Origin of the sequence: Robertmurraya sp. FSL R5-0851 (assembly GCF_038002965.1) — a bacterium.
In the GTDB taxonomy this organism is placed as follows: domain Bacteria; phylum Bacillota; class Bacilli; order Bacillales; family Cytobacillaceae; genus Robertmurraya_A; species Robertmurraya_A beringensis.
In genome coordinates, this window is the sequence record NZ_JBBOOE010000001.1 from 3,682,949 (window position 1) to 3,704,561 (window position 21,613).

The following is a 21,613-nucleotide window of genomic DNA, read 5'->3' on the forward strand; positions in this document are numbered from 1 at the left end:
CACAGGTCTAATTGTAAATAAATTTCCAAATGGATGGAGCCACCTTTGTTGGGTATTTACTTTTTTGGCTCTAAATAGAGAATATAATTAAACTGAAAATTACGAAATTATTTATGCAACACTAGTGGTTGCATACTTCTCTAATAATATTTTTTGAAGTAATCGCTCTAAAGTACACAAAATTGATTCACTATAAAAAATGGAAATGGTATTGGAGCTTCATAACTGTATTCATCCATCCTTTTTTGTTCAACTAAAGTCCCCCAATGCTGAATATTTGAAGCCCTTTTAGTTATGATTTCTCCCTTGACAAACCAAAAATTATTAATTTTCCATGCAATATTACATATTTGATAAAAAAATTCCAGATACTTGTTAAAGAATATAAAATTAATCTTAAAAAGGAATTGATTATATGGATAATAAAAAGGCTGCCAAGTTAACTGCTGGTGAGTTAGCACACTGTTGGGAACAGTTAATGAATAATAGTATGTTAAATGTTGTTTTGGAGTATCTTACATTAACATCAGAACTAGAAGAAGTTAAATCTCTTTGTAATGAGGCGGGTTCTAATTCTAAATCTGCTGTACAATTTTTTGAATCTGTACTACGAAGTGAAAACTATCCAATCCCCAAAGGCTTTAACATTAAAGATGATTTAAACCCAAATGCCCCTAAGATATATACAGATGTTTTTATACTATTTTATTTAAATAATATGTCTAAAATTGGAATGTCCTTAACAAGTATGGCACTATCCGATTCAGTAAGGGAGGATATCCGCAATTTTTTCCACGTGCAATTAAAAAACGTTTCAAGTTTATATGAACGTACAACAACTATTCTATTGGAAAAGGGAGTATTTGTAAGACCTCCTTCAATTACCTCCACCCATGAAACAAACCCAATTACAGATAAAGGATTTTTGGGTAACTTCTTTAATGATAATAGAGAATTAACTGCAAGAGAAGCAAATGAGCTACACAAAAATGTTTTTATGAATTATATTGGTAAAAACTTATTAATTGGTTTTATACAATCTACATCTAATCAGCAATTAATGCGTTTATTGCAACATGGAAAAGAATTATCTTTAAATATTATAGACAAATTAGGTGATATTTTAGTTCAAAACGATTTACCTATTTCAATGACTTGGGATACGAATGTTTTGGACGGTAAAACATCGCCTTTTTCAGATAAATTAATATCTTATCTATTGGATGAACTTAATCGTGATGGTATCGCCAGTTATGGGTATAGTGCAGCAGTAAGTATCCGAAAAGATTTAAAAACTACATATGCAAAGATAATTGCAGATGTGTATCAATATGAAGAAAATATAAAAACCTTTATGATAAAAAATGAATGGATGGAGAAACCTCCTGTTGCACTAAATAGGGATAAGCTTGCTCAAGACTAAAGAAATAAAGCTACCAAAGTAAGGTAGCTTTTTTGGTTTTTAAAGGAATTCCAAATCTCCTTTAAGAAATGGTATGTGTACCAGATATATAAAAGCCATTATTCCACTAACCTATCCTTTTGTTCAAGAACTGATACAAAGAGTGCAATTCCTTATACGGCTACGTTGTTATTACTGGAAAACTATAAACCACCGAACAAATATGATAAAAGGAATGTATTTCTAAGAATGATAAAAATAAGTATCACTATTGGAATGACCTTTAAGTATTGTGGTTTTGATTTTGTCATTATTACTAGTAGAAATAATGCAGCAAATAAATCAAAACCCGTCACCATTGAAAATACATAAAAGAATGAATATCCTTGTGTGAGCAAGAAACCAATAGGTAGCGAAGCACAAATTGCTGGTCCCCACCCCTCACCTCGACTAAACCACACGATGTAAGCCCCTATAGGCGAAACAAGTGCAATAGCACACCAACGTAAAAAATAATAGGTTGGGAAAAATCCAAACAACACTTGTGAATAAATATAGTATGATAACAACATTCCTACAAAAAATGCGAGTACTTTTATAGCAGCATATTTAGGACTTCTACTACTCACGGAAATGAGAGTCGCCAAAATAACCCACATACCTATACTAGTCGTAATGTCACTAATGATAGTAAAAACCATTCCACTTTCACTATTGAATGACACAGTATCACTGTATTTGGCTATCGTTCCTAAGAAAATACCAAAAATAAAATAAACACCTAAATAAGTGAAAGAATGTTTTTCAGTACGTTTTGGCTTATCATTTATTTTAAAATTTCTGAGTACATCCCTAATTTCATCACCCTCTTTGTTAAATCGACTTTTATCTCTTCATTGCATTTCAATATTGTTGGTTATTCAAGTAAATGTACCTTTTGTACGATAACCTGTGTTTTAAAAAGTACAAAATAAAAGGTCATAATCCTTAAGATTAAGACCCATATTCTTAGATATAAGTTATGATTATTCCTTTTTTTCAATATCTTTATCCCGAAATACACTGTAAATCAATAAAGCAGACAGAAACCAATAAGATAGTATTGATACTACATTCCCCATTGAAAAACTAAGTAAGAGAGCAATAAAGATAATTAATCCACTAAGCATTGTTTTGTTTAATCATTTGAACAAGCCCTTAAGTATATAAAATAATCTCTCCTTAACCAAATTATACCAATACTTTAACACTTAATAAATATTAAATTGGATGTCCTTGTTGCATAAACCTGCTTCTTTTGTTGAATAAGGATGTTTGGTAAGGTCGATTAGTGTTAATAGAAGTTTCTCGAAGAACCTAAGCACAGAAAAAACCGCCCAAATCCTTTGATAGGTTTAAGCGGTTTACATTAAATCGGTAATTAGCGTTAATTGGTGTTATACGAATTGTTGTGGATTCATTTTTCTACGACTATACTGACCTTTTTTTACCTGGTCCACCTACTATCCCGTTTTTACAAAAAGAAAAAAAGATCGCGCAGCGATCCTTTTCTTTATCTCTAGTCCTTTTTAAGTTGTTCAGTCAAATTTTGATTACGTAGTTAATTTATGAAATTATCAACTCTTTTTCTTCAATAACCCAATAATATGTGCGGAAGGTTTTCATTAGCTGAAGAGACTATGTTAAAAAATAAAATTGAATTTTTTGAGCAAAAGAAAAGGCTTCTTTTGAAGTCATCACCTTCATTTATTAAAATAAAAACTCTTCTTCAATCTCAGAAATCATATTCACCCGATTGGCATGTCTTCCACCTTCAAATTCAGCTTCCAACCATGCCTTTACTATCATTTTGGCAAGTTCACTGCCAATCACACGTGAACCAAATGCTAGTATATTGGTATTATTATGCTCTTTTGATAGTTTAGCAGTATATGGTTCACTGCAAACCACCGCACGAATTCCTTTTACTTTATTGGCAGAAATAGAGATGCCCACTCCTGTTCCGCAAATTAATATCCCAGCATCTACCCGTTTTTCTATTACTTCTACGGCTACTTTTTTTCCGTATAAAGGGTAATCAGTTCGTTCAGTGCTTTGAGGACCAAAATCAACTACTTCATGACCAAGTTCGTTTAGGTAATCAATGATAATCGGCTTTAGTTCTATTCCTACATGGTCAGTGGCAATTGCAATTTTCACGATATTCCCTCCTCTTTCTGGTTAATCGATTAACCTTTACCTATAATGTTCTTTCTTGCCTATCTCTTATAATTTATCCTTTACTAGTTGAACCCCTTCTTACAAGCTCTACAGGTATTTTAATGGTATTATGTTGTCTCGGAGTCTTTTTTTCAATTAATAATAGAAGATTTTCCGCTGCAAGCTCCCCGAGTAGTTGCTTATTTTGATCAATCGAGGATATGGAATTATATCGGGCTAAGCTAATATTATCGTACCCGACAATTTTCACTTGGTCTGGAACGGATATTCTATTTTCCTTTAGAGCTAAATAAGCACCATATGCTAAACCGTCCGTTGTGGCAAATATTCCGTCAAATTCAAATTTATTGTTTTTAATAAGACTATGGATTGCTTCTTTTCCTTGCTCTATTCCTACTTCTAAAAGGGCGACTTGGTTCTCCTTCACGTCTATACCATGTTCCTTAAGCGCATTATGAAAACCAATACTTCTTTCTACAGTCGGTAACACATCTCTAAAATCTCTCAATAATAGGATATTTTCACATCCATGTTTGATAAGTTCTAAAGTTGCTAGATAACCTCCATGAATATTATCAGAGGAAATAATCATCGTATTTTCCAGATTCGGCTTCCGATCGATACAAACAATCGGCAGGTTGGTTCTTGCTTCTATTAATTGGTTACTGGCTGCCAAATAGATTAATCCGTCTACGCCTTTGTTCTCTAATTCTTTTAAATACTGTATTTCCTTTTCCTCGTTTTCATCTGAATTACAGATAAAAATTGAGTAACCAATGGGACCACAGTACCTTTCAATGGCTAATACGATATGAGCAAAAAATTCATTCGTAATATCCGGTACAATTACACCAATTGTTTTAGATTTACTTGTTCTTAAGCTTTTTGCAACAGCGTTTGGTCGGTAATCATATTTTTCTACTACGTCCAAGATCTTCTTCCTCGTTTCGTTTGAGTATCTACCCGTATTGTTTAGAACCTTGGAAACGGTTGCAGTAGAAACACCAGTTAGCTCAGCTATTTTTTTTATAGTTAACCTTTCATTTTCCATAACATGCCTCGCTATTAGTTTTTTATGCGCTACATGTATAGTATAAAGAGGCGATCATACAAAAGCAATGGTCTGCCTATTTCCTTCTACATGAACTGTACAGTTTTGTTACGCAATTTTTCATAGATATAACTGGCCGCACCAAGTACACCTGCAGAACTAGTATCTAATGCATATTCAAACGTTATCCCTTCAGCAGGAACAGGTTTCCGAGTATATTTAATGATATATTCTTCGAGACTTTTTTTCGGAAAATTCGTCATTCCAATTACCCCCCCCCCCAAAATAACAACATGGGGATCAAAAATGTTTAATTCGGTTGCAATAGGTATGGCAAGTGATTGTAAAAAATCATCTATAATAGGTTCATTTGAACAAGAAACAAATATTTCTTCAAACGGAATATCTCGGAAGAATTCTTGATGAATCGAAACTAGTTTCTTCCCCGATGCGATTCCTTCTACACATCCAACATTCCCACAGCCGCATACCACATCATTGTGTAAAATAGGTATATGTCCAAGCTCCCCAGCAGCACCATTTTTCCCTTCTAGAAACTGTTGGTTAAGGTAAATGGCATTGCCAAAACCCGTACCGATATAAAAACCTAAAACAATTTCTTCACGGTTTAGTTCTCGCTGAGAAAGTTCGTACTGCATTAAAAAATTTACATCTCTATTTATAAAAACGGGCATCTCGACTAACTCTTGAAGAGGATCAACGATATTTATATTACTTAAATAGTCTAAGTTAGGTGTTGAATAAATGCTTTTCTTATCCTTACTCACCACTGAGGGAAACCCTATGCCAACAGCAACAACCTGCCCGTCAACTATCTGACTATCAATATAGTTTTTTACAAAATTGGCCAAAGATTTAATAGGATTAAATGGATCCATAACGTCCTTTGTTTTAACCTTGGAAAAATAGTGCAATGTTCCCTCTTGGGTAACAGCGCCAACTCTTATATGTGTTCCACCCATATCTAACCCTATTACATACTGCTTTAAACTTTCCTCCATTTGTACCTCACCTCTAACCGACAAATTGTTTAACTTGAAAAATTATGATTGGAGAAGATGGTTTTCTTCATTATTTACATCCTTTAACATGAGATCCCATGCTTTCTCCACATCATCATTAAGATTAAACAAGCCTGAACTTCCTACGATTAATACCTCTGCCCCCGCCTCTAACAGTTGCTGAAAGGTGTTTTTATTACAAGAGCCATCAATCGTAATGAGATACTTATAGCCATGCTTTTCCTTCAAGTCTTTTGCTTCTTTAATCTTATCAATCATCTCAACAACAAACTTCTGGCCAGCAAAGCCTGGATCTACCGTCATAATGGTCAGCTTATCAACATGATGAATATAATGACGAATCGCCTCAATCGGAGTTTCTGGATTTAATACAACTCCAAATTTTTTCCCTTTATCCTTTATATGATGTGCAAGTCTAAATGCCTCTCCATTTATCGTCTCAGCATGTAAACTGATATAATCCGCACCAGCATTAATCGTCATATCAACGAAGTCTGATGGGTTTTCGACCATTAAATGAGCATCAATGGGCAATTTTGAAATTTTTTTAAGCTCTTGGATAAAAAAAGGTGAAAGGGTGATATTTTTTACAAAATGTCCATCCATAATATCTACATGATAAAAGTCTGCTTTTCTATTTAACACTTCTACTTGCTCTTTAAATTTACTTAAATCCATACACATTAATGAAGGTGAATATTTCGTCATGTTCGATCCGACCTTTCGTCATAAATTAATTTTTAAGCTGTTTTCCCACCAAATAAACGGTCAAGTGCTACTGCACCAATAATGAGTGTCCCCATAACGATTTGTTGGTAATAAGTTGGAACATTTAAGATATTTAACCCATTATTAATAACTCCAATGATTAATGCTCCCATTACAACTCCAACAATTTTTCCTTTCCCACCAAAGAAACTGGTTCCACCAATAATAGCTGCAGCAATCGCAAATGTTTCAAAACCTGTTCCTGCAAGAGGTTCAGCTGCGCCTAATCGTGCCGTTAAAACAACACCTGCAATCCCCGCACAAACACCAGAAATCATAAAAACTACTATTTTATGCAAATTAATATTTATTCCTGAAAACCATGCAGCCTGCTCATTGCCCCCAAGTGCATATATATTTCTTCCTAGCTTGGTTTTATTGGTCACAAACATTAATATTATGGCAATTACTAAAGCGATGATAATAGGAATAGGTAAATACCATATCCATCCTGCCACACCTAAAGTAAATTCAGTTGGTAACCCATATACAGGACGAGCATCTGAAATAATAAGTGTTAATCCTCTAAATATGGAAAGAGTCCCTAAAGTAATGATGAAAGGGTGTAGATTTGTCTTTACAACAAGATACCCATTAATAAATCCAAGTAATGCCCCTGCTACTATTCCTCCAATAATTACAGATAGGATAACAGGTACACCAGCAACTAGTAGCTTTGCTGTAATCATTCCAGTTAAAGCCATCATAGAGCCTACAGAAAGGTCAATACCGGCTATTAATATCGGAAAAAACTCACCAACTCCAACAATAATGTTTATAGCGCTTTGTAAAATTACCTGAGTTAAATTTGAGACCGTAAAAAAGTATTGAGGTGATAGAATTCCAAGAGCAATCACGATGATGATTAGAATTCCAAAGGTCCCATATCTTTGCCAAATTTGATTGAATTTTTCCATATCACACATCTCCTTACGATGTTGCTTTCGCCATTATTTTCTCTTCTGTCGCTTCCTCACTTGTAAATAGGCCATTGAGATTTCCTTCATGGAACACTGCGATTCTATCACAGATTGCCAGCAGTTCTGGAAGCTCTGATGAGACGACAAGGACCCCTTTTCCATTCTCAGCTAACTCCCGCATAATCTTATAGATATCACTTTTTGCCCCTACATCTATTCCACGAGTGGGCTCATCAAAAATGAAAAGGTCTGAATCAGCTGCTAGCCATCTTCCTATGATAACTTTTTGTTGATTTCCGCCCGAAAGCTCCGTAATATTTTGATGAATAGAAGAACATTTAATTGAAAGGTTTTCTTTTTGCTTTTCTGCCCATTTTAGCTCTTCCCTTTTATTAACTAAACCAGATAAACCACCAAATCTAGAGTTATTAATAAGATTAGAGATTGATATATTCTTCCAAATTTCAAAATTATGAAAAAATCCTGTTTCCCTTCGATTTTCAGTAATATAGGCAATTTTATTTTTTACTGCATCATAAGGATTTTTTATTTTTAACACCCTTTGATTGAGTATGATTTCACCACAGCTAGTAGGCGCAGAGCCAACGATGGCATTCATTAACTCTGTTCGACCCGAACCAATCAATCCAGCAAATCCTAGAATTTCTCCTTTTTTCAGTTGAAAACTTATATTTCTCACCTTGTTATCTTTTCTTGTGAGATCTTTCACCTCAAAAATTACCTCATCTGACCCAACATTTTCATTTTGATTTTTTGTGTATTTGGATTGTAACTCTCGCCCAACCATTAAAGAAATTAGCTCATCTGTCTCTGTTACTGCCAAGTTTCTTGTTGCAACAAATGCACCATCTTTTAGAATAGTAATTCGATCACCAATAATCTTAATTTCCTTTAGCTTATGAGAAATATAAACGATCCCAACACCCTCACTTGTTAACTGACGGATGATTTTGAAAAGCTTCGTAATTTCTCCATCTGTTAAAGAGGAAGTTGGTTCATCCATTATTAAAATTTTTGCGTCAGCAGCAAGTGCCTTTGCGATCTCTACTTGCTGTTTTTCTGAAATAGAAAGCTCAGATACAAGTTGATTAGGATCTTTTTTTAAACCAACTCTCTCTAAGAGTTTCACCGTGACGTCATTCATATATTGATAATCAACCGTCCGAATCCCGAAGGATACCTTCGTTGGTAACTTACCAACGAAGATATTTTCGGCAATGGAGAGATCATTAATAACACTTAGTTCTTGATAGATTATACTGACTCCAAGAGTTGCAGCTTCCTTTGGCGATAGTTTTGGGTACTGGTATCCACTAATTTCAATGGTTCCTGATGTAGGCTCGTAAACACCGCTTAAAATTTTCATCAGTGTTGATTTTCCTGCACCATTTTCACCTAAGAGAACATGGACTTCTCCAGGAACTAATTCAAAGTGCACGCCCTTTAATGCTGCGACACCAGAGAATTCTTTTTTGATGTTCTCCATTTTTACTAAGTAATCCATGTAGACACTTCCTTTTATTTGCTAACTACATTCGAAGGAACTGTAACAAGTTCTGCTTCCTTATCAAGTTCTAGCACTTTCCCAGCTTTAATCGCATCAACTAGTAATCTTAAACTCTCTCTTCCAATTTCAGCAGAATCTTGAGCAATGGTTGCTGTTAATTGTCCTGCATTGACAGAGTCAACAGCTTCTGGTGCTCCATCTGTTCCTACTACAATGATTTGATCTTGTTTTCCAGCGTTTTGAACTGCTTGTAGTGCACCTAATGCCATCGTGTCGTTACATGCGTAAATAGCAGTTAAATCAGGATATCTTTGAATCATATTCGTCACCACATCAAGCGCTTTGTTACGATCCCAATCAGCAGGTTGGCTAGCGACTAGTTCGATTCCTTCAGTTGCTTCAAAAACTCCACTCGCTCCATTTTTTCTAGCTTCACCAGATGCATTTCCGGATTTCCCTTCAACAATTGCCACTTTACCCGTTTTGATTTTTTCTACGATAAAGTTAGCAGCCTGTTCTCCAACCTTTACATTATCAGTCGTTACAAAAGCGTTTACATTTCCGCCTGCATTAACTAACTCTTCCATATCTACCTTTTCATCAATATTTACAGTTGGAATACCTTTTTTGTATGCATTTACTGCTTGTGGAATTAGGTTTACTGGTGATAATGGTGCAAACGCAATGCCGTCATAATCTTTGTTTAATAAATCCTCAAATATTCTTAATTGTCCTTGTAGATCCTCCTCTGACTGTGAGGCTAAGATTTCAACATCTACACCTAATTTTTCACCCTCTTCTTTAATTCCTTCTTCCATAGAAACCCAAAAAGGATTTGACAACGTTTTCAAAATTACTGCAACCTTGATCTTTTCATCTCCTGAACTTGATTCCTTACTATCATCTGACTGTGTTGGTCCAGCAGTAGGTCCTGCATTACATGCGGTTAGCAAAGCAAAGATTAACAAGAAAACAAACATTAGATTCAATTTTTTCATCATTCATTCTCCCCTTTTTAATGATCTGTTTTTTTCCTCAGTATTAAATCTTCAAATTTCACCTCCACGCGATTCTGATTAATCGATTAACCAATGGTGAAAAAGTAGGTAATCGATTAACCATTATACAGTCAATCGGAAGGTCCACATATTCCCATAAAGGTTAAACGATTACTCATTTACGTAAAAATATTTTTTTGAATTTTCTAATTTGTAACCACTTACAATTATTATAATAAAAGGCACTATAATTGCTGTCAACTTTATTTTTTATATTTTCTGTCTTTTTGAGATGAAAAGTTTTACAAAATACTTTAAACAAGCCATAAAATCATATAAAAAAATTTTTTCCCACTGTTAAATCTTTAACCATCCGTGCAAAAGACTCTTGCATCCTTTACAACATTTTGTTGGAGAATGATCATCTAAATCATTACTTTTCTCTACCTGCATAGGATTTACAACTACAAACTAAATAATTTATTCGTTAAGGAAGTGAGCTAAATAATGCCAATAATGACCTGTTGACACCAATCCTACGATTATTTTTTCCATTTTATTTCAATCCATCAATAAGTGAATGCCCCTGTTGTTCAAAGGGAATGCCTACCAAAGATGATTAGTGTTAATATAAATTTTGCGTAGCATTTAAACAAAATAAAAAACGTATCAACCCAGTGATACCAACGGGTTAATACGTTTTTTAACAGGTTACCCGACAACTAAACAGTTCACCCCCTACTTATAGCTAATATCCTCTTTTTCGCATACCTCGGTTATGGAGGTAATAATTTCATCGCCATCATCAAGGCAAATCACCATTTTTGAACCAAATCTTTTGTATTCCACGATTCTCTCTCCTCACTTAAATAAGTTAATCCTGAAGAAGTAATTACTTTTCCTCTTTTTGCATTTGTTTAACCTATTCTTCACTTGTAAAGATTTAATTACAATAGATGCTATATATTATGTCAAAAAATATTAAATATCTTTTTAGGATTTTTCCTAATCACATGTTCCAACTGTTCTTTCTCATTGGTCGATAAACCACCATAAATGGTAGTGTTTAGTTTTACTCAATTAAATCAATGTTCTTAGTCCATTTAGTATTCCTTCTTCTTCGTTAGAAGACGTAACAAAATCACTAATTTCTTTTAGTTCGGGAATGTCATTTCCCATTCCAATGGCTGTTCCAACCAAAGAGAACATTTCCATATCGTTAATATCATCGCCAAAGGCATACGTATTTTCCTATTTAATTCCTGCTAGTTCAAGAAACTTTGAAATCCCCGTGGCTTTTGACACGCCCTTTGGTAGAACATCCAGCACAAAAGGGTTCCAGCGAACAACTTCTTATCTTCATAACGTTCTTGATATAAAGTTTGATCTGGATCCTGAAAAAACAGTAACAGTTGGTAAATATGATGGGTATGATAATGATTGGGTGGGATCAAAAAACGGATAGGGCATATGATTGGGTTCATAAACATTTTTAATATATGGATGATGATTTTCAATACTAGATTTTACATCTGAACGGCTTACGTACGCCAACGCATGCTTGTTACTTGATGTAAATTGGGTAATATCATGTAAAAATTCACTTTCTAGTTGTTTCTTCAACTAACCTTCCTATTATCTACAGTATGATTTTTCACAGTATTTAACGTATGTAAAGATACCAAAAATGCCAGTTTTCTATCTTTGTAGACGCATTATCAACAGTAAGTATTTATAGTATTAAACGTACACAAAGATAGGACTTTACGTGGAGAGGTGGGTATGATAGGCTTGGATGCCAGATGAAACAACGGCTTCAGCCTTTCATGACCAATCATGCCCACAGAGGCTCCACGTCAAGTCCTTAACCACTTATCTTTGCATACATGTACATAAAGATAAAAGATGCATTCTATCAACCTTTTTTCGTTGATACTGTAGATAACGATTAGTTTGTTCAATAAGGATGTTTACGAAGGCCTATTAGTGTTAATAGAAGTTCTATAAATAAATAGGACTAAAACCCACTCGTGGACCAAATGTGTCACAAAAGTGTGCACAGACTTATTTTATTTAATTGATTTGAATTTATTTTACTCAATTGTTCGATAGTTTTTCCTCTGGCAGCGTAGAGGTCAGGGGTTCGAGCCCCCTATGCTCATACACGAAAACCCTTGCATATTAGCAAGGGTTTCTCCTTTTTATAAATACTCAAAAAAGACTTATTATTTATAGATTCCCTTCTTAAAAACACTGTTCGGTTTACCACAAATACTTATTCTGTTGTCCATAACATCCCTTTGCCTATAGTACCTTCTAAGTCTTCTTTAGCCTGTTCGCATTCCAAAGATTCATTGCAATGTCTTTAATAACTCGGATGAATATGAAATAATAAATCTAGCTTTTTATGAATTGAGGTATCCTTTATGGCAATAGCAAGAAACTATTTTTTAACCGCAGTACTTGGTATTATTGGTGCCAATGTTTTTCAATCGTTACATATCCCTATGCCCTGGCTTCTTGGGCCATTGCTAACTATATTAGTTTTAAAATTAACGACGCAACTTCCTTTAAAATGGAATAAGCACTTTCGAAATTTTGGTCTGGTGATTGCTGGGTATTCCATTGGTCATGCCTTTACTCTTGAAACACTTGCAGATATTAGGCTTTATTTGCCTGTTATGATTTTACTAAATGTACTATATATCATTTTATTTATCTGCATCAGTTGGCTTATAGTGAAACGTGTGAAAGTTGACCAACTTACAGCACTTACTAGCTGTGTGCCTGGTGGTATGACACAAATTGTTGCTTATGCTGAAGAACAAGTTAGTCAAAATATTGCGATGATTACGTTTTATCAGGTGCTCCGTGTAATCTGCATTATCGGCTTTGTCCCACTACTTCTTGTAGGTAGTGGTAGCTCGAGCATATCTATCTCAGACGCACATTACGCGTTTATGTTTTTATTGTTTTTTGTTTTAAGTTACCTTGCTGGCTTTATTGCCATGAAAATAAAAATCCCTACCGGCTATATGCTTGGTCCGGTTTTTTTGTTTATGGGCTTACAACTTGCAAAAATCGATATTCCAGAAATTCCGGTGAGCGCACTTCATGTTGCACAAATTGTGATGGGGATTTACATTGGGCTGCTTTTGAAAAAAGAGGATCTTCACTTATCGAAAAAGCTGATTTTCTATGCTTTCGTTTCGTCGTTTCTATATATCGCAAGTGCGTTCGGCCTCGCTCTAGTAATGATGCAATTTTATCCGGTAGACTTTAAAACAAGCTTTTTAAGTATCGTGCCTGGTGGTCTTGATCAAATGGGGATCATTTCTGCGTCAGTTCATGCTGACAGTACCATTGTTACAGCATTTCAATTATTCCGTGTTCTAATAATCTCTATTGCGATTATTCCATCTATAAAATATTTAACCGGTAAGGTTAGAAGCAATAATGCTTGATTTAATCTGTTCACTTATTGATTGCAATATCGTACAAATTCATTAATAAAATAGCAAAAGTTTTCATGGTTTTTGTTTTACTCTTTACATGACTAAAAGACTTGCAGATGTAACTCCTGCAAGTCTTTTTAAATTATTAATTTTCATCTGCTACTCTATGAAATTTTTCATTTACATTCTCTTGTTACCATAAAGCCAGTGGCTGTTTCACGCTTGGTTTTGGATAGATTGAATCTAATTGCTCCAAATCTTGCTGTGTTAATTGAATCTCGGCTGCTTTCACATTATTTATCACATGAGATGTATTACTAGATTGTGGTATAGCAATGGTTTGACCATTTCGAATACACCATGCTAATAAAATTTGAAAAGTATCTGAACGATGTTTTTCAGCAATGTCCTTTAAAACCTTTTGTTTCGTTAAATTGGTACCCAAGCTATCACCCCGAGCAACTGGGGCATAGGCGATTAGGGGGATTTCAAATTGATTCATCATAGGTACTAAAATCAAATTCAATCCCACGATCTCCCAAATTATAACGCACTTGATTTGATGCACATTTAATTCCATCAGGCAATTTTATTATTTTTTCTAAGTCATCCACATCTAAATTAGAAACACCCCATGACTTAATTTTCCCCTGACTTTTAACTTTCTCCAAGGCTTCAATCGTTTCTTCAATAGGAATATTCCCTTTCCAATGGAGTAAGTAATGATCTAAATAATCTGTATTTAATCTCTTTAAACTTTTATCTAAACTAATCGGTATTTGCTTTTTTGAGGCATTTGAAGGAAGAACTTTTGAAATGAGAAATAATTCTTCACGGCTATAAGGTTTAATAGCATGTGCAACTAATTTCTCTGCATTTCCATCCCCATACATTTCAGCCGTATCAATCACTTGAACACCATGATCAAGACCAACCCTCATGGCATTTACTTCTTGTTCAAATTTATCTGCTTTTTCTCCCATATTCCAAGTACCTAAGCCAATGGGAAAAACTTCCCTTCCAGCAATTTTTACTTTATTCAAATTTCCCCACTCCTCATCTAATAACATTTACTAACCTCTGATACAATGTTTATATCGTATCATTCATGGACTATAGCAGATTTAGAAAGGTGTTTTGTAGGACTAATCATATAGTTTCTTAGTAAAATGGCTACTAAACTTAGAATCAATGATAGGATTCCCACCAATACAACATATTGTGTACCCATTTGTGAAATAAATAACCCGCCTGCAGCTGCACCCACTGTTGTTCCTACGTTGCAAGCTGATATAAATAAACCATTGGCAAAGTCAGGTGCTTCAGGAGCTACAGACGCAATCAAATATTGATTAATATTTGCCATGATTCCTCCAGCCACGATTCCCCAAACGAAAGTGATCATTGCCATAGGTACGGCAAACTGTCCTGTGAAGAATAAAATGATGTAAAGAGCACTCATTATTAAAGGGAAAAATAGGATAGATTTAATGGGACTCTGAGTAAGTAACTTTCCAGAGACAATGTTTCCTATTATGTTCGCTCCACCGAAGCTGAATAAAGTTAAAGTAATGGTATTCGGAGACATTTCAGTGACAGTTTCCAGATACTCAGCAATATAACTATATACCCCGAATACAGAGGCATTTAATAAAACAACAGTCACTATGGACATCCATAATATCGGTTTTTTTAATACGGAAAGTTGTGTACCATACGACAGTCTTTCTTTAACGGGCATAGATGGTACAAAAATCAATGTTGCAATCAACATAAGAGCAGTAACAATCGCAAAGAATGCCATCGCCATTTCATACGAAAAGGTACTATCGATAAAACTTGCGATCGGTATACCTGCTACCATTCCAGCCGATACTCCAATAAACACTTTAGAAACAGCTTTTGGAGCTTCTTCAGGTTTTACTGAGGAAGCAGCTACGGAAAATGCCATAGAACAATAAAGTGGATGAAACAAACCAAGAATGATACGAACAATTAATAGAATCGTAAAATTAGAAATAAATATCGATGCAATGTTTCCTAAAGTGAAAATACCTAATACAAGTAACATGATTTTCTTACGATTGATACCCGAGAACAATAACGGCATCGTCGGTCCAGATATAGCAATCGCAAGAGCAAAACAACTCACTGTTAACCCTGCTGTTGCTATGCTGACATTAAATTGATCAGCAATAGAAGGCATTAACCCAATGACCCCCATTTCAGTATTTAAAATGCCGAAAACTCCTATAGTTAAAATCCATATGAGCAAATTATTTCGTTTAGTCAAAAAATCACAACTCCTATCTTTAATTTTATCGATTAAATAAATTACCCCCAAAGAGTTATGGGGGCGTATAGGAAAAGTTCCCTTAGTTGTGGATGCCTCACCTATTCCACAACTAAGGGACCCGTGATATAACCACTTTATCTTGAATAGTTGACATATTATAACTGCCCCTTTCTTGCTTTTCCAATGAACCTTATTTACCATCCATTTGTTAATTATTCTATCGTATTCCTTTTATATAACAATTACTTATATCTTATATCGTGATATTCCCAATAGGCATATCTAAAACATTGACTGTTGATATGCTAATAGAATGATAGATGGACATAAGAGTTTTGGGTTGTTTTCTAGATGTTGCAAGAGATGGAAATATGACGATTAATGGTATTTTTTAACAATTATGTATTATTCACCTTTCTACCTCAAATGGTGTAGGCATTGCCATTAAAGGGAAATATTAAATTAGGAACCTCTTAATCATTTAACCCAGGACGCACAAAAAAAAGACAAGGAAAGATCCCTGTCTTTTAATCTATTAATGAATAACTCTCATAACTCTACCATTAAACGTAATTGCCCAATATCCACTCGACATATTAGCAATGGCTACACCTGTTGAGCTTTGCGATCCGATAAATTTGCCTCCGCCGATATAAATACCAACATGTCCATCCTGTTTGTATGTATTAAAGAATACCATATCACCAGGACGCATTTCATTTACAGATACAGGTGTACCAGTATTTTTTAAAGTATCCGTGCTAGCACCAACGCGAACCCCAGCCTGTGAAAATGCCCAAGAGACAAATCCAGAACAGTCAAAACGTCCATTCGCGATGTCAGAGGCTGTTCTTCCACCACCAAATACATACACTGAATTTCCTATATATTTATTGCCTGCATTTATTACAGTCGAAATAGAACCAGATGAGACTGCTGTATTTGAAACAGGTATTGAATTAGAGTTGCTAACTGAAGTTCCTTTACTTGTCCCAGTTTGTGAATTCGGTGAGACAGAAACCGCTGTTATCGCAGCCTCCGCAGCTCTTTGTAATTCTGCTTTCTGCTCTTGAAGACTTGAAATTTCTGCTTTACTATCATTTTCTTGGTTTACTAGCTGTGCTCTTAGAGCCTCATTATTTGCCTTTTGCTCAGCAATTTGAGCTTGCATTCCCTCTAGTTCAACCTTCATACTGTTCAGGTCGTTTAGCTTTTGCTCGACTTCCTTGTATTTTTCTTGTACTTCCTTTCTATCCGCTTCATGTGCTTCTATCATATCCCGATCAGCATCTAGTATTGTAGCAACTACTCCAACACGGTCAATAAAATCACCAAAACTTTTTGAACCAAATACTACATCGAAATAACTTAACTGACCACCGCTAGCTTGATACGAAACAGCACGGGCTTTCAATGTTTCATTACGGGCCGTAATTCGTTCTTCAATCTCGGAAATTACTTTGTTTAGTTGGTCAATTTCAGCCTGGTATTCAGCAATTTGAGCATTTGCAGATTCAATTTTAGCGCTGTTGTCAGCAATGGCTTGTTCATTTTTTTGTATTTGTACTTCTACTTCCGAACGCTGTGCTTGTAAACTAGTAAGCTGTTGTTGAGCGCTTACAATATTACTTTGAATATTTTGAATGGATTCGGCATTCACTGATGAAACAGTAAGTAAGCTACTAAATCCTAATGTAAATGTTGTAATAATAGTAATTAATGAAGTTTTCTTCAATTTATAATCCTCCCTGCTTCTATGCAGCGACACAATTTATATGTATAATTAGGCATTTCGACAAATACCTATGATAATAGTATTATATCATCAAAATTTGACAATATAGATTACAAATATATTTCAAATATCACTTAATTCAACATGATTTTTAAAAAAATAATAGAATTCTAGTTCTGGACATTCTATTTTGTAAATTCTCTTCTATAAACTTATCTAAAAAAACTCCCTAGTCTACACCGGGAGTTTAATCTGCATATAATGCCAATTTTTTATAGGACAAAGTTATCTTCAATCATTAGTTGCTGATCTAATTTGAACATATTGCAATCACTGCGGGTACACCAGAATGGTTGGAACCTGTTTCAGACGAAGTATATGATAACGAAACTAAATGACAAACCCTACAAAGAAAAAGGCATTAATCCCTTTGGATCAATGCCTTTATGACTCTCATTAAACGGATAAGGTTGAGTTTGAATCAACTTCTTTAATTTCCATACTTTCTTTTTGTCTTTCAGCTTTTTCATAAGCTTTCCAGAAAGGATAATAAACTATTATCCCTATTGCAAAGTTTATAAAAACCATGAGTACCCCTTTCCAATCTCCCCCTGTCGCAACGTATCCCGATATAAATGGAGGAGTGGCCCATGGTAATTCCACAAACACTCTATTAATTAAATGAAGTGAAAAGGCGCCATAGGTTACGATCGCTGCAATAGTTCCTGAAATGATAAAAGGAATAATGAAAAATGGGTTTAATACAATAGGTAATCCAAAAACAATTGGTTCAATAATCGTAAATACTGCTGCAGGTGTAGCAATACCTGCCATAGTCCTCGCCTGTTTTAATTTAGATCTCCACATCCAGAACAAAATTCCCCAAGCAGCAGCAGGCCAAACTGTTATACGTTCTACTACCGTTGTCCATACGTGTGGTAGATTTTTAAGGTCTACCCCATTTGCAAGTGCCTCCGCATTTTCAGCTACCCATTGCAACTTTAAAGGCTCAAAGATAGGGCCAATCATGTTATCTCCGTGCATTCCAACAGACCAAAGTAATAGACCAATAAATACCCTTGGAACATATACAAAAATACTATCGGTACCACTAAACACTGGTCCCAAGACTGAATTAAGAAAAGCAGTAATGTCAAAGTTAAGTATAGAACGAACGACCCATAGGAGTGTAAATATTACAAAGAAAGGTATAAGCGCAACGAATGCATTCGCAACATTAGGTGGTACTCCATCAGGCATTTTAATTGTAATTTTCTTTTCTAAAAATTACCGGTAAATTCTAATACTGATTAAGCTGCTTATGATTGCTGCAAACAATCCCCCAGCAGCAAAATTTGTAACTTCCATCCCATTAGATAAATCGTTAATATTAATCAAGAAGAAAGCAGCTACACTTAGTAATGCAGCATTAATAGAATCAATGTTAAAGTGTTTAGCATAGTTCATTCCAATCGCAACCGCAGCATATAACGAAAGGAAATTCATAGTGATATTAAAGAATACAAGTAATTTTGGTGAAAAACTTGAGAGTGCTGGTATAAGAGCATTTTCACTAAAAGTACCAGGTAATCCTAGCATTGCTATTAATAAAAACAAACTTCCAATAATTACAATAGGTACAATAGCAACTAATCCATCCTTCACAGCGGCTACAGCAGGAATCCCGCCAAACTTAGCCATTGGTCCAGCTAACCGATCAACTACAAAGTTTGAAATCTTCTCTAAAAACGATGGTTTCTGTTTTTCCACGAAAGGCCCTCCCCTATTTTCAACTAATAATGCAATTGGTTATTTGTCGACAACAACCTTTGAAAGCGCTCTCTTACTTAACTCGGATTATAGATACTATTCAGATAATTGTCCATAGATCGTTTTTGACGTTTGGTACATAACAGTGGTGTTATCCTAAAGACTATTATTATTCCCCAAAACCATTATTCATCTCTTCTTCTAGCTAAAGATTAAGAAATCAAGCTTCAACCCCATTCTTTCTATTCATTAAAGCCTCGATAAAGACTCGGGAAATGAAATTAGATTTCACGATTCTATAAAGAAATATGATATTTTGAAAGCGGTTACCAAACTATTCATATAAGGTTTTCAAAAGAAAATGAGGTGCTATGATTACTTTAAGAAATGGCAAAGGAGAGTTCATATGTTAACAATTGCTTTTGTTGGATTTGGAAATGCGGTAGTTAATTATCATTTACCGTATCTTGAAAGAAGAGAGAATATCAAGGTAAAGAGTATTTTTAGGAGAGAAGAAGATCGATTGGGGGATACAGAACGTGAAACTTGGTACCCTTCCATTCAATTCACTACCAATTTCCAAGAGGTACTAGATGACCCAGAAATTGAATTAGTTGTTATTTGTACACATGTAGACAGTCATGCTTATTATGCTAAGCTGGCACTAGAAAATAATAAACATATTCTTGTTGAAAAACCATTTGCATCTAGTGTGGATGAAGCAAAAGAAATCTTTGATCTAGCTAAGTCAAAAGGATTAATTGCCATGGCCAATCAAAACAGAAGATTTGATGGGGACTTTTTAACATTGAAAAAGGTAATTGAAAGTGGTGTACTAGGTCAAATCATTGAAATCCAATCTCATTATGATTATTTTCAACCTCAACACATTCAAAAAGGATTCGGCTTAATACATGGATTAGCTGTTCACACGATTGATCAGTTATATTCATTGTTTGGAGAACCTAAAAAGATTCATTATGATGTCAGAAGTGTTTACCACCCAGGTGAATCAGATGATTATGTTGATATTGATTTCCATTATGGTCTATTAAAGACAACAGTAAAATGCAGCTTAGCTGTAAAAATTAATCATCCTAAATTTGTCGTTCATGGTGATATGGGAAGCTTTATTAAATACAGCAGCGGTCATCAAAAGAAAAATCCAAACGGACCCACTCAAGTTACGTTTGAAACTGAATCAGAAAGTAATTGGGGACAACTTTCTTATGTAGATACAAACGGAGTGGAACATAATGAGCATGTGCCCTCTGAAGTAACTGATTATGGGATTCTGTACGAAAAGCTATATAAAAGTATTAAGTTGGGGGATGAGAAACCAGTAAAAGATGAAGAGGTACTAGCAGTATTAAAAATACTAAATGACGGTGTCAATGCTGCTAAAAACGCTTCTAATAAATTGGAGTGCTCTCTATGAAAATAGCTACGATAGGTACGGGTGTCATTGTTGATGCTTTCCTTTCAGGATTGAATAAAATTAAAGATACAGAATGTGTGGCCATGTATTCTCGTAAGGAAGAAACAGCTAAACCACTAGCAGCAAAATATGGGATATCCACTATTTATACTGACTTAAATGCTATGTATGCTGATCCTACTATAGAATTTGTCTATGTAGCCTCACCTAATAGTCTACATTTTGAACACGTTTACCGGGCACTTGAACACGGGAAACATGTGATTTGTGAAAAACCATTTACATCAACCCTTAAGGAAACTGATACATTAATTTCATTAGCAAAACAAAAGAATTTAATGTTATTTGAAGCCATTACAACTATTCATTTACCAAACTATCAATTAATAAAAGAAAATATTGAGAAACTGGGACAAATAAAACTCATTCAGTGTAACTATAGCCAATACTCAAGCAAATACAATGCTTTGTTGGCTGGTGAAACACCAAATGTATTCAGTCCAAAATTCTCAGGCGGTTCTCTCGTTGATATTAATATCTATAACTTACATTTTGTTATGAACTTATTTGGATCACCTAAAAAAATAAGCTATTCTGCAAATAAACACACAAATGGTATAGATACGTCAGGGGTACTAGTAATGGAATATCCTGAATTTATTGCAGAGTGTGTTGGGGCGAAAGATACCCGTAGTATGAACTTTGTTCTTATCCAAGGGGAAAAAGGGTATATTCATGTAGAAAATGGTGCAAATGGTTGTAGACAGATTATTTTACACATTGGGGAATCAGAAGTGATATTAAACAGCCAAACTTCAATGAATAATTTATACTACGAAATGGTTGTTTTTAACGAGATTTTCAAAACAAAAGATTTTAATCAATGTTATAAGCTTCTTGACTACAGTCGTTCTGTCATGGAAATACTGGTTAATGCTCGCAAGGATGCTAATATCGTTTTTGACGCAGATGAAATGTAATTTTGCAAG

At 34.7% G+C, this 21,613-nt stretch carries 20 protein-coding genes and 1 pseudogene; 5 read left to right on the forward strand and 16 right to left on the reverse strand.

Annotated elements, in window-relative coordinates; genetic code table 11:
• Positions 1-128: 128 nt before the first annotated feature.
• A complete protein-coding gene (locus MKX65_RS18945) occupies positions 129-257 on the forward strand; it encodes a CBO0543 family protein (protein WP_340905051.1) in 129 nt (42 codons plus the stop codon).
• A 158-nt stretch (positions 258-415) separates the two neighbouring features.
• Positions 416-1,423 carry a DUF3231 family protein gene (locus MKX65_RS18950; protein ID WP_160549935.1) on the forward strand — a complete coding sequence of 336 codons (1,008 nt, stop codon included), beginning with the start codon at positions 416-418 and terminating at the stop codon, positions 1,421-1,423.
• 182 nt (positions 1,424-1,605) lie between these two features.
• Here MKX65_RS18950 and MKX65_RS18955 read toward each other — a convergent pair whose 3' ends face one another.
• The 10 genes and pseudogenes from MKX65_RS18955 to MKX65_RS19000 form a co-directional block, all read right to left on the reverse strand.
• Complete coding sequence (locus tag MKX65_RS18955) at positions 1,606-2,103, reverse strand: DUF6518 family protein (protein WP_340905052.1); 498 nt, start codon at positions 2,101-2,103, stop codon at positions 1,606-1,608.
• Positions 2,104-3,151: 1,048 nt separating this feature from the next.
• A complete protein-coding gene (rpiB, locus tag MKX65_RS18960) occupies positions 3,152-3,601 on the reverse strand; it encodes a ribose 5-phosphate isomerase B (RefSeq protein WP_340905053.1) in 450 nt (149 codons plus the stop codon).
• A gap of 73 nt (positions 3,602-3,674) precedes the next feature.
• Positions 3,675-4,673 (reverse strand): LacI family DNA-binding transcriptional regulator, encoded by a 999-nt coding sequence (locus MKX65_RS18965; protein ID WP_340905054.1) that lies wholly within the window; start codon positions 4,671-4,673, stop codon positions 3,675-3,677.
• A gap of 86 nt (positions 4,674-4,759) precedes the next feature.
• A complete protein-coding gene (gene alsK / locus MKX65_RS18970) occupies positions 4,760-5,695 on the reverse strand; it encodes an allose kinase (RefSeq protein WP_340905055.1) in 936 nt (311 codons plus the stop codon).
• Between the two features lie 42 nt (positions 5,696-5,737).
• Complete coding sequence (alsE, locus tag MKX65_RS18975; RefSeq protein WP_340905056.1) at positions 5,738-6,424, reverse strand: D-allulose 6-phosphate 3-epimerase; 687 nt, start codon at positions 6,422-6,424, stop codon at positions 5,738-5,740.
• 32 nt (positions 6,425-6,456) lie between these two features.
• Complete coding sequence (gene alsC / locus MKX65_RS18980; protein ID WP_340905057.1) at positions 6,457-7,401, reverse strand: D-allose ABC transporter permease; 945 nt, start codon at positions 7,399-7,401, stop codon at positions 6,457-6,459.
• Between the two features lie 13 nt (positions 7,402-7,414).
• The gene (locus MKX65_RS18985; protein ID WP_340905058.1) at positions 7,415-8,929 is read right to left on the reverse strand and encodes a sugar ABC transporter ATP-binding protein; all 1,515 of its coding nucleotides are present in this window, start codon (positions 8,927-8,929) and stop codon (positions 7,415-7,417) included.
• Positions 8,930-8,943: 14 nt separating this feature from the next.
• Entirely contained in the window at positions 8,944-9,930 is a 987-nt protein-coding gene (gene alsB / locus MKX65_RS18990; RefSeq protein ID WP_340905059.1) for a D-allose transporter substrate-binding protein, read from the reverse strand.
• A gap of 1,080 nt (positions 9,931-11,010) precedes the next feature.
• Positions 11,011-11,169, reverse strand: a pseudogene (locus tag MKX65_RS18995) (HAD hydrolase family protein); the annotation flags it as partial.
• A gap of 120 nt (positions 11,170-11,289) precedes the next feature.
• Complete coding sequence (locus tag MKX65_RS19000) at positions 11,290-11,553, reverse strand: hypothetical protein (protein WP_340905060.1); 264 nt, start codon at positions 11,551-11,553, stop codon at positions 11,290-11,292.
• An 803-nt stretch (positions 11,554-12,356) separates the two neighbouring features.
• Between MKX65_RS19000 and MKX65_RS19005 the strand changes: the two genes are divergently transcribed.
• On the forward strand, positions 12,357-13,394 hold the full coding sequence (locus tag MKX65_RS19005; RefSeq protein WP_340905062.1) for an AbrB family transcriptional regulator: 1,038 nt from the start codon (positions 12,357-12,359) through the stop codon (positions 13,392-13,394).
• 184 nt (positions 13,395-13,578) lie between these two features.
• Here the strand turns inward: MKX65_RS19005 and MKX65_RS19010 are convergent, their stop codons facing one another.
• The 6 genes from MKX65_RS19010 to MKX65_RS19035 all read right to left on the reverse strand — a co-directional run bounded on the left by MKX65_RS19010 (position 13,579) and on the right by MKX65_RS19035 (position 19,186).
• Complete coding sequence (locus tag MKX65_RS19010) at positions 13,579-13,911, reverse strand: aldo/keto reductase (RefSeq protein ID WP_340905063.1); 333 nt, start codon at positions 13,909-13,911, stop codon at positions 13,579-13,581.
• Positions 13,874-14,455 carry an aldo/keto reductase gene (locus tag MKX65_RS19015; RefSeq protein ID WP_340905065.1) on the reverse strand — a complete coding sequence of 194 codons (582 nt, stop codon included), beginning with the start codon at positions 14,453-14,455 and terminating at the stop codon, positions 13,874-13,876. The genes MKX65_RS19010 and MKX65_RS19015 overlap by 38 nt, the downstream gene beginning before the upstream one ends.
• Positions 14,456-14,487: 32 nt before the next feature.
• On the reverse strand, positions 14,488-15,678 hold the full coding sequence (locus MKX65_RS19020) for an MFS transporter (protein WP_340905067.1): 1,191 nt from the start codon (positions 15,676-15,678) through the stop codon (positions 14,488-14,490).
• A 538-nt stretch (positions 15,679-16,216) separates the two neighbouring features.
• Entirely contained in the window at positions 16,217-17,416 is a 1,200-nt protein-coding gene (locus tag MKX65_RS19025; RefSeq protein WP_340905069.1) for a coiled-coil domain-containing protein, read from the reverse strand.
• A 456-nt stretch (positions 17,417-17,872) separates the two neighbouring features.
• Entirely contained in the window at positions 17,873-18,688 is an 816-nt protein-coding gene (locus MKX65_RS19030; RefSeq protein WP_340906316.1) for a PTS transporter subunit EIIC, read from the reverse strand.
• A gap of 15 nt (positions 18,689-18,703) precedes the next feature.
• Positions 18,704-19,186 (reverse strand): hypothetical protein, encoded by a 483-nt coding sequence (locus tag MKX65_RS19035; RefSeq protein ID WP_340905071.1) that lies wholly within the window; start codon positions 19,184-19,186, stop codon positions 18,704-18,706.
• 406 nt (positions 19,187-19,592) lie between these two features.
• Between MKX65_RS19035 and MKX65_RS19040 the strand changes: the two genes are divergently transcribed.
• Both MKX65_RS19040 and MKX65_RS19045 read left to right on the forward strand, forming a co-directional pair.
• Complete coding sequence (locus MKX65_RS19040) at positions 19,593-20,624, forward strand: Gfo/Idh/MocA family oxidoreductase (RefSeq protein WP_340905073.1); 1,032 nt, start codon at positions 19,593-19,595, stop codon at positions 20,622-20,624.
• The gene (locus tag MKX65_RS19045; protein WP_340905075.1) at positions 20,621-21,604 is read left to right on the forward strand and encodes a Gfo/Idh/MocA family protein; all 984 of its coding nucleotides are present in this window, start codon (positions 20,621-20,623) and stop codon (positions 21,602-21,604) included. The genes MKX65_RS19040 and MKX65_RS19045 overlap by 4 nt, the downstream gene beginning before the upstream one ends.
• The last annotated feature ends 9 nt before the right edge of the window (positions 21,605-21,613 follow it).

What these genes read in the sequence shown, in the direction of transcription:
- alsC (WP_340905057.1), bottom strand. Translation starts at nt 7,401, where the DNA reads ATGGAAAAATTCAATCAAATTTGGCAAAGATATGGGACCTTTGGAATT.
- alsK (WP_340905055.1), bottom strand. Translation starts at nt 5,695, where the DNA reads ATGGAGGAAAGTTTAAAGCAGTATGTAATAGGGTTAGATATGGGTGGA.
- MKX65_RS19005 (WP_340905062.1), top strand. Translation starts at nt 12,357, where the DNA reads ATGGCAATAGCAAGAAACTATTTTTTAACCGCAGTACTTGGTATTATT.
- MKX65_RS18950 (WP_160549935.1), top strand. Translation starts at nt 416, where the DNA reads ATGGATAATAAAAAGGCTGCCAAGTTAACTGCTGGTGAGTTAGCACAC.
- MKX65_RS18965 (WP_340905054.1), bottom strand. Translation starts at nt 4,673, where the DNA reads ATGGAAAATGAAAGGTTAACTATAAAAAAAATAGCTGAGCTAACTGGT.
- MKX65_RS18985 (WP_340905058.1), bottom strand. Translation starts at nt 8,929, where the DNA reads ATGGATTACTTAGTAAAAATGGAGAACATCAAAAAAGAATTCTCTGGT.
- MKX65_RS18955 (WP_340905052.1), bottom strand. Translation starts at nt 2,103, where the DNA reads ATGGTTTTTACTATCATTAGTGACATTACGACTAGTATAGGTATGTGG.
- MKX65_RS19040 (WP_340905073.1), top strand. Translation starts at nt 19,593, where the DNA reads ATGTTAACAATTGCTTTTGTTGGATTTGGAAATGCGGTAGTTAATTAT.
- MKX65_RS19015 (WP_340905065.1), bottom strand. Translation starts at nt 14,455, where the DNA reads ATGTTATTAGATGAGGAGTGGGGAAATTTGAATAAAGTAAAAATTGCT.
- alsB (WP_340905059.1), bottom strand. Translation starts at nt 9,930, where the DNA reads ATGAAAAAATTGAATCTAATGTTTGTTTTCTTGTTAATCTTTGCTTTG.
- MKX65_RS19045 (WP_340905075.1), top strand. Translation starts at nt 20,621, where the DNA reads ATGAAAATAGCTACGATAGGTACGGGTGTCATTGTTGATGCTTTCCTT.
- alsE (WP_340905056.1), bottom strand. Translation starts at nt 6,424, where the DNA reads ATGACGAAATATTCACCTTCATTAATGTGTATGGATTTAAGTAAATTT.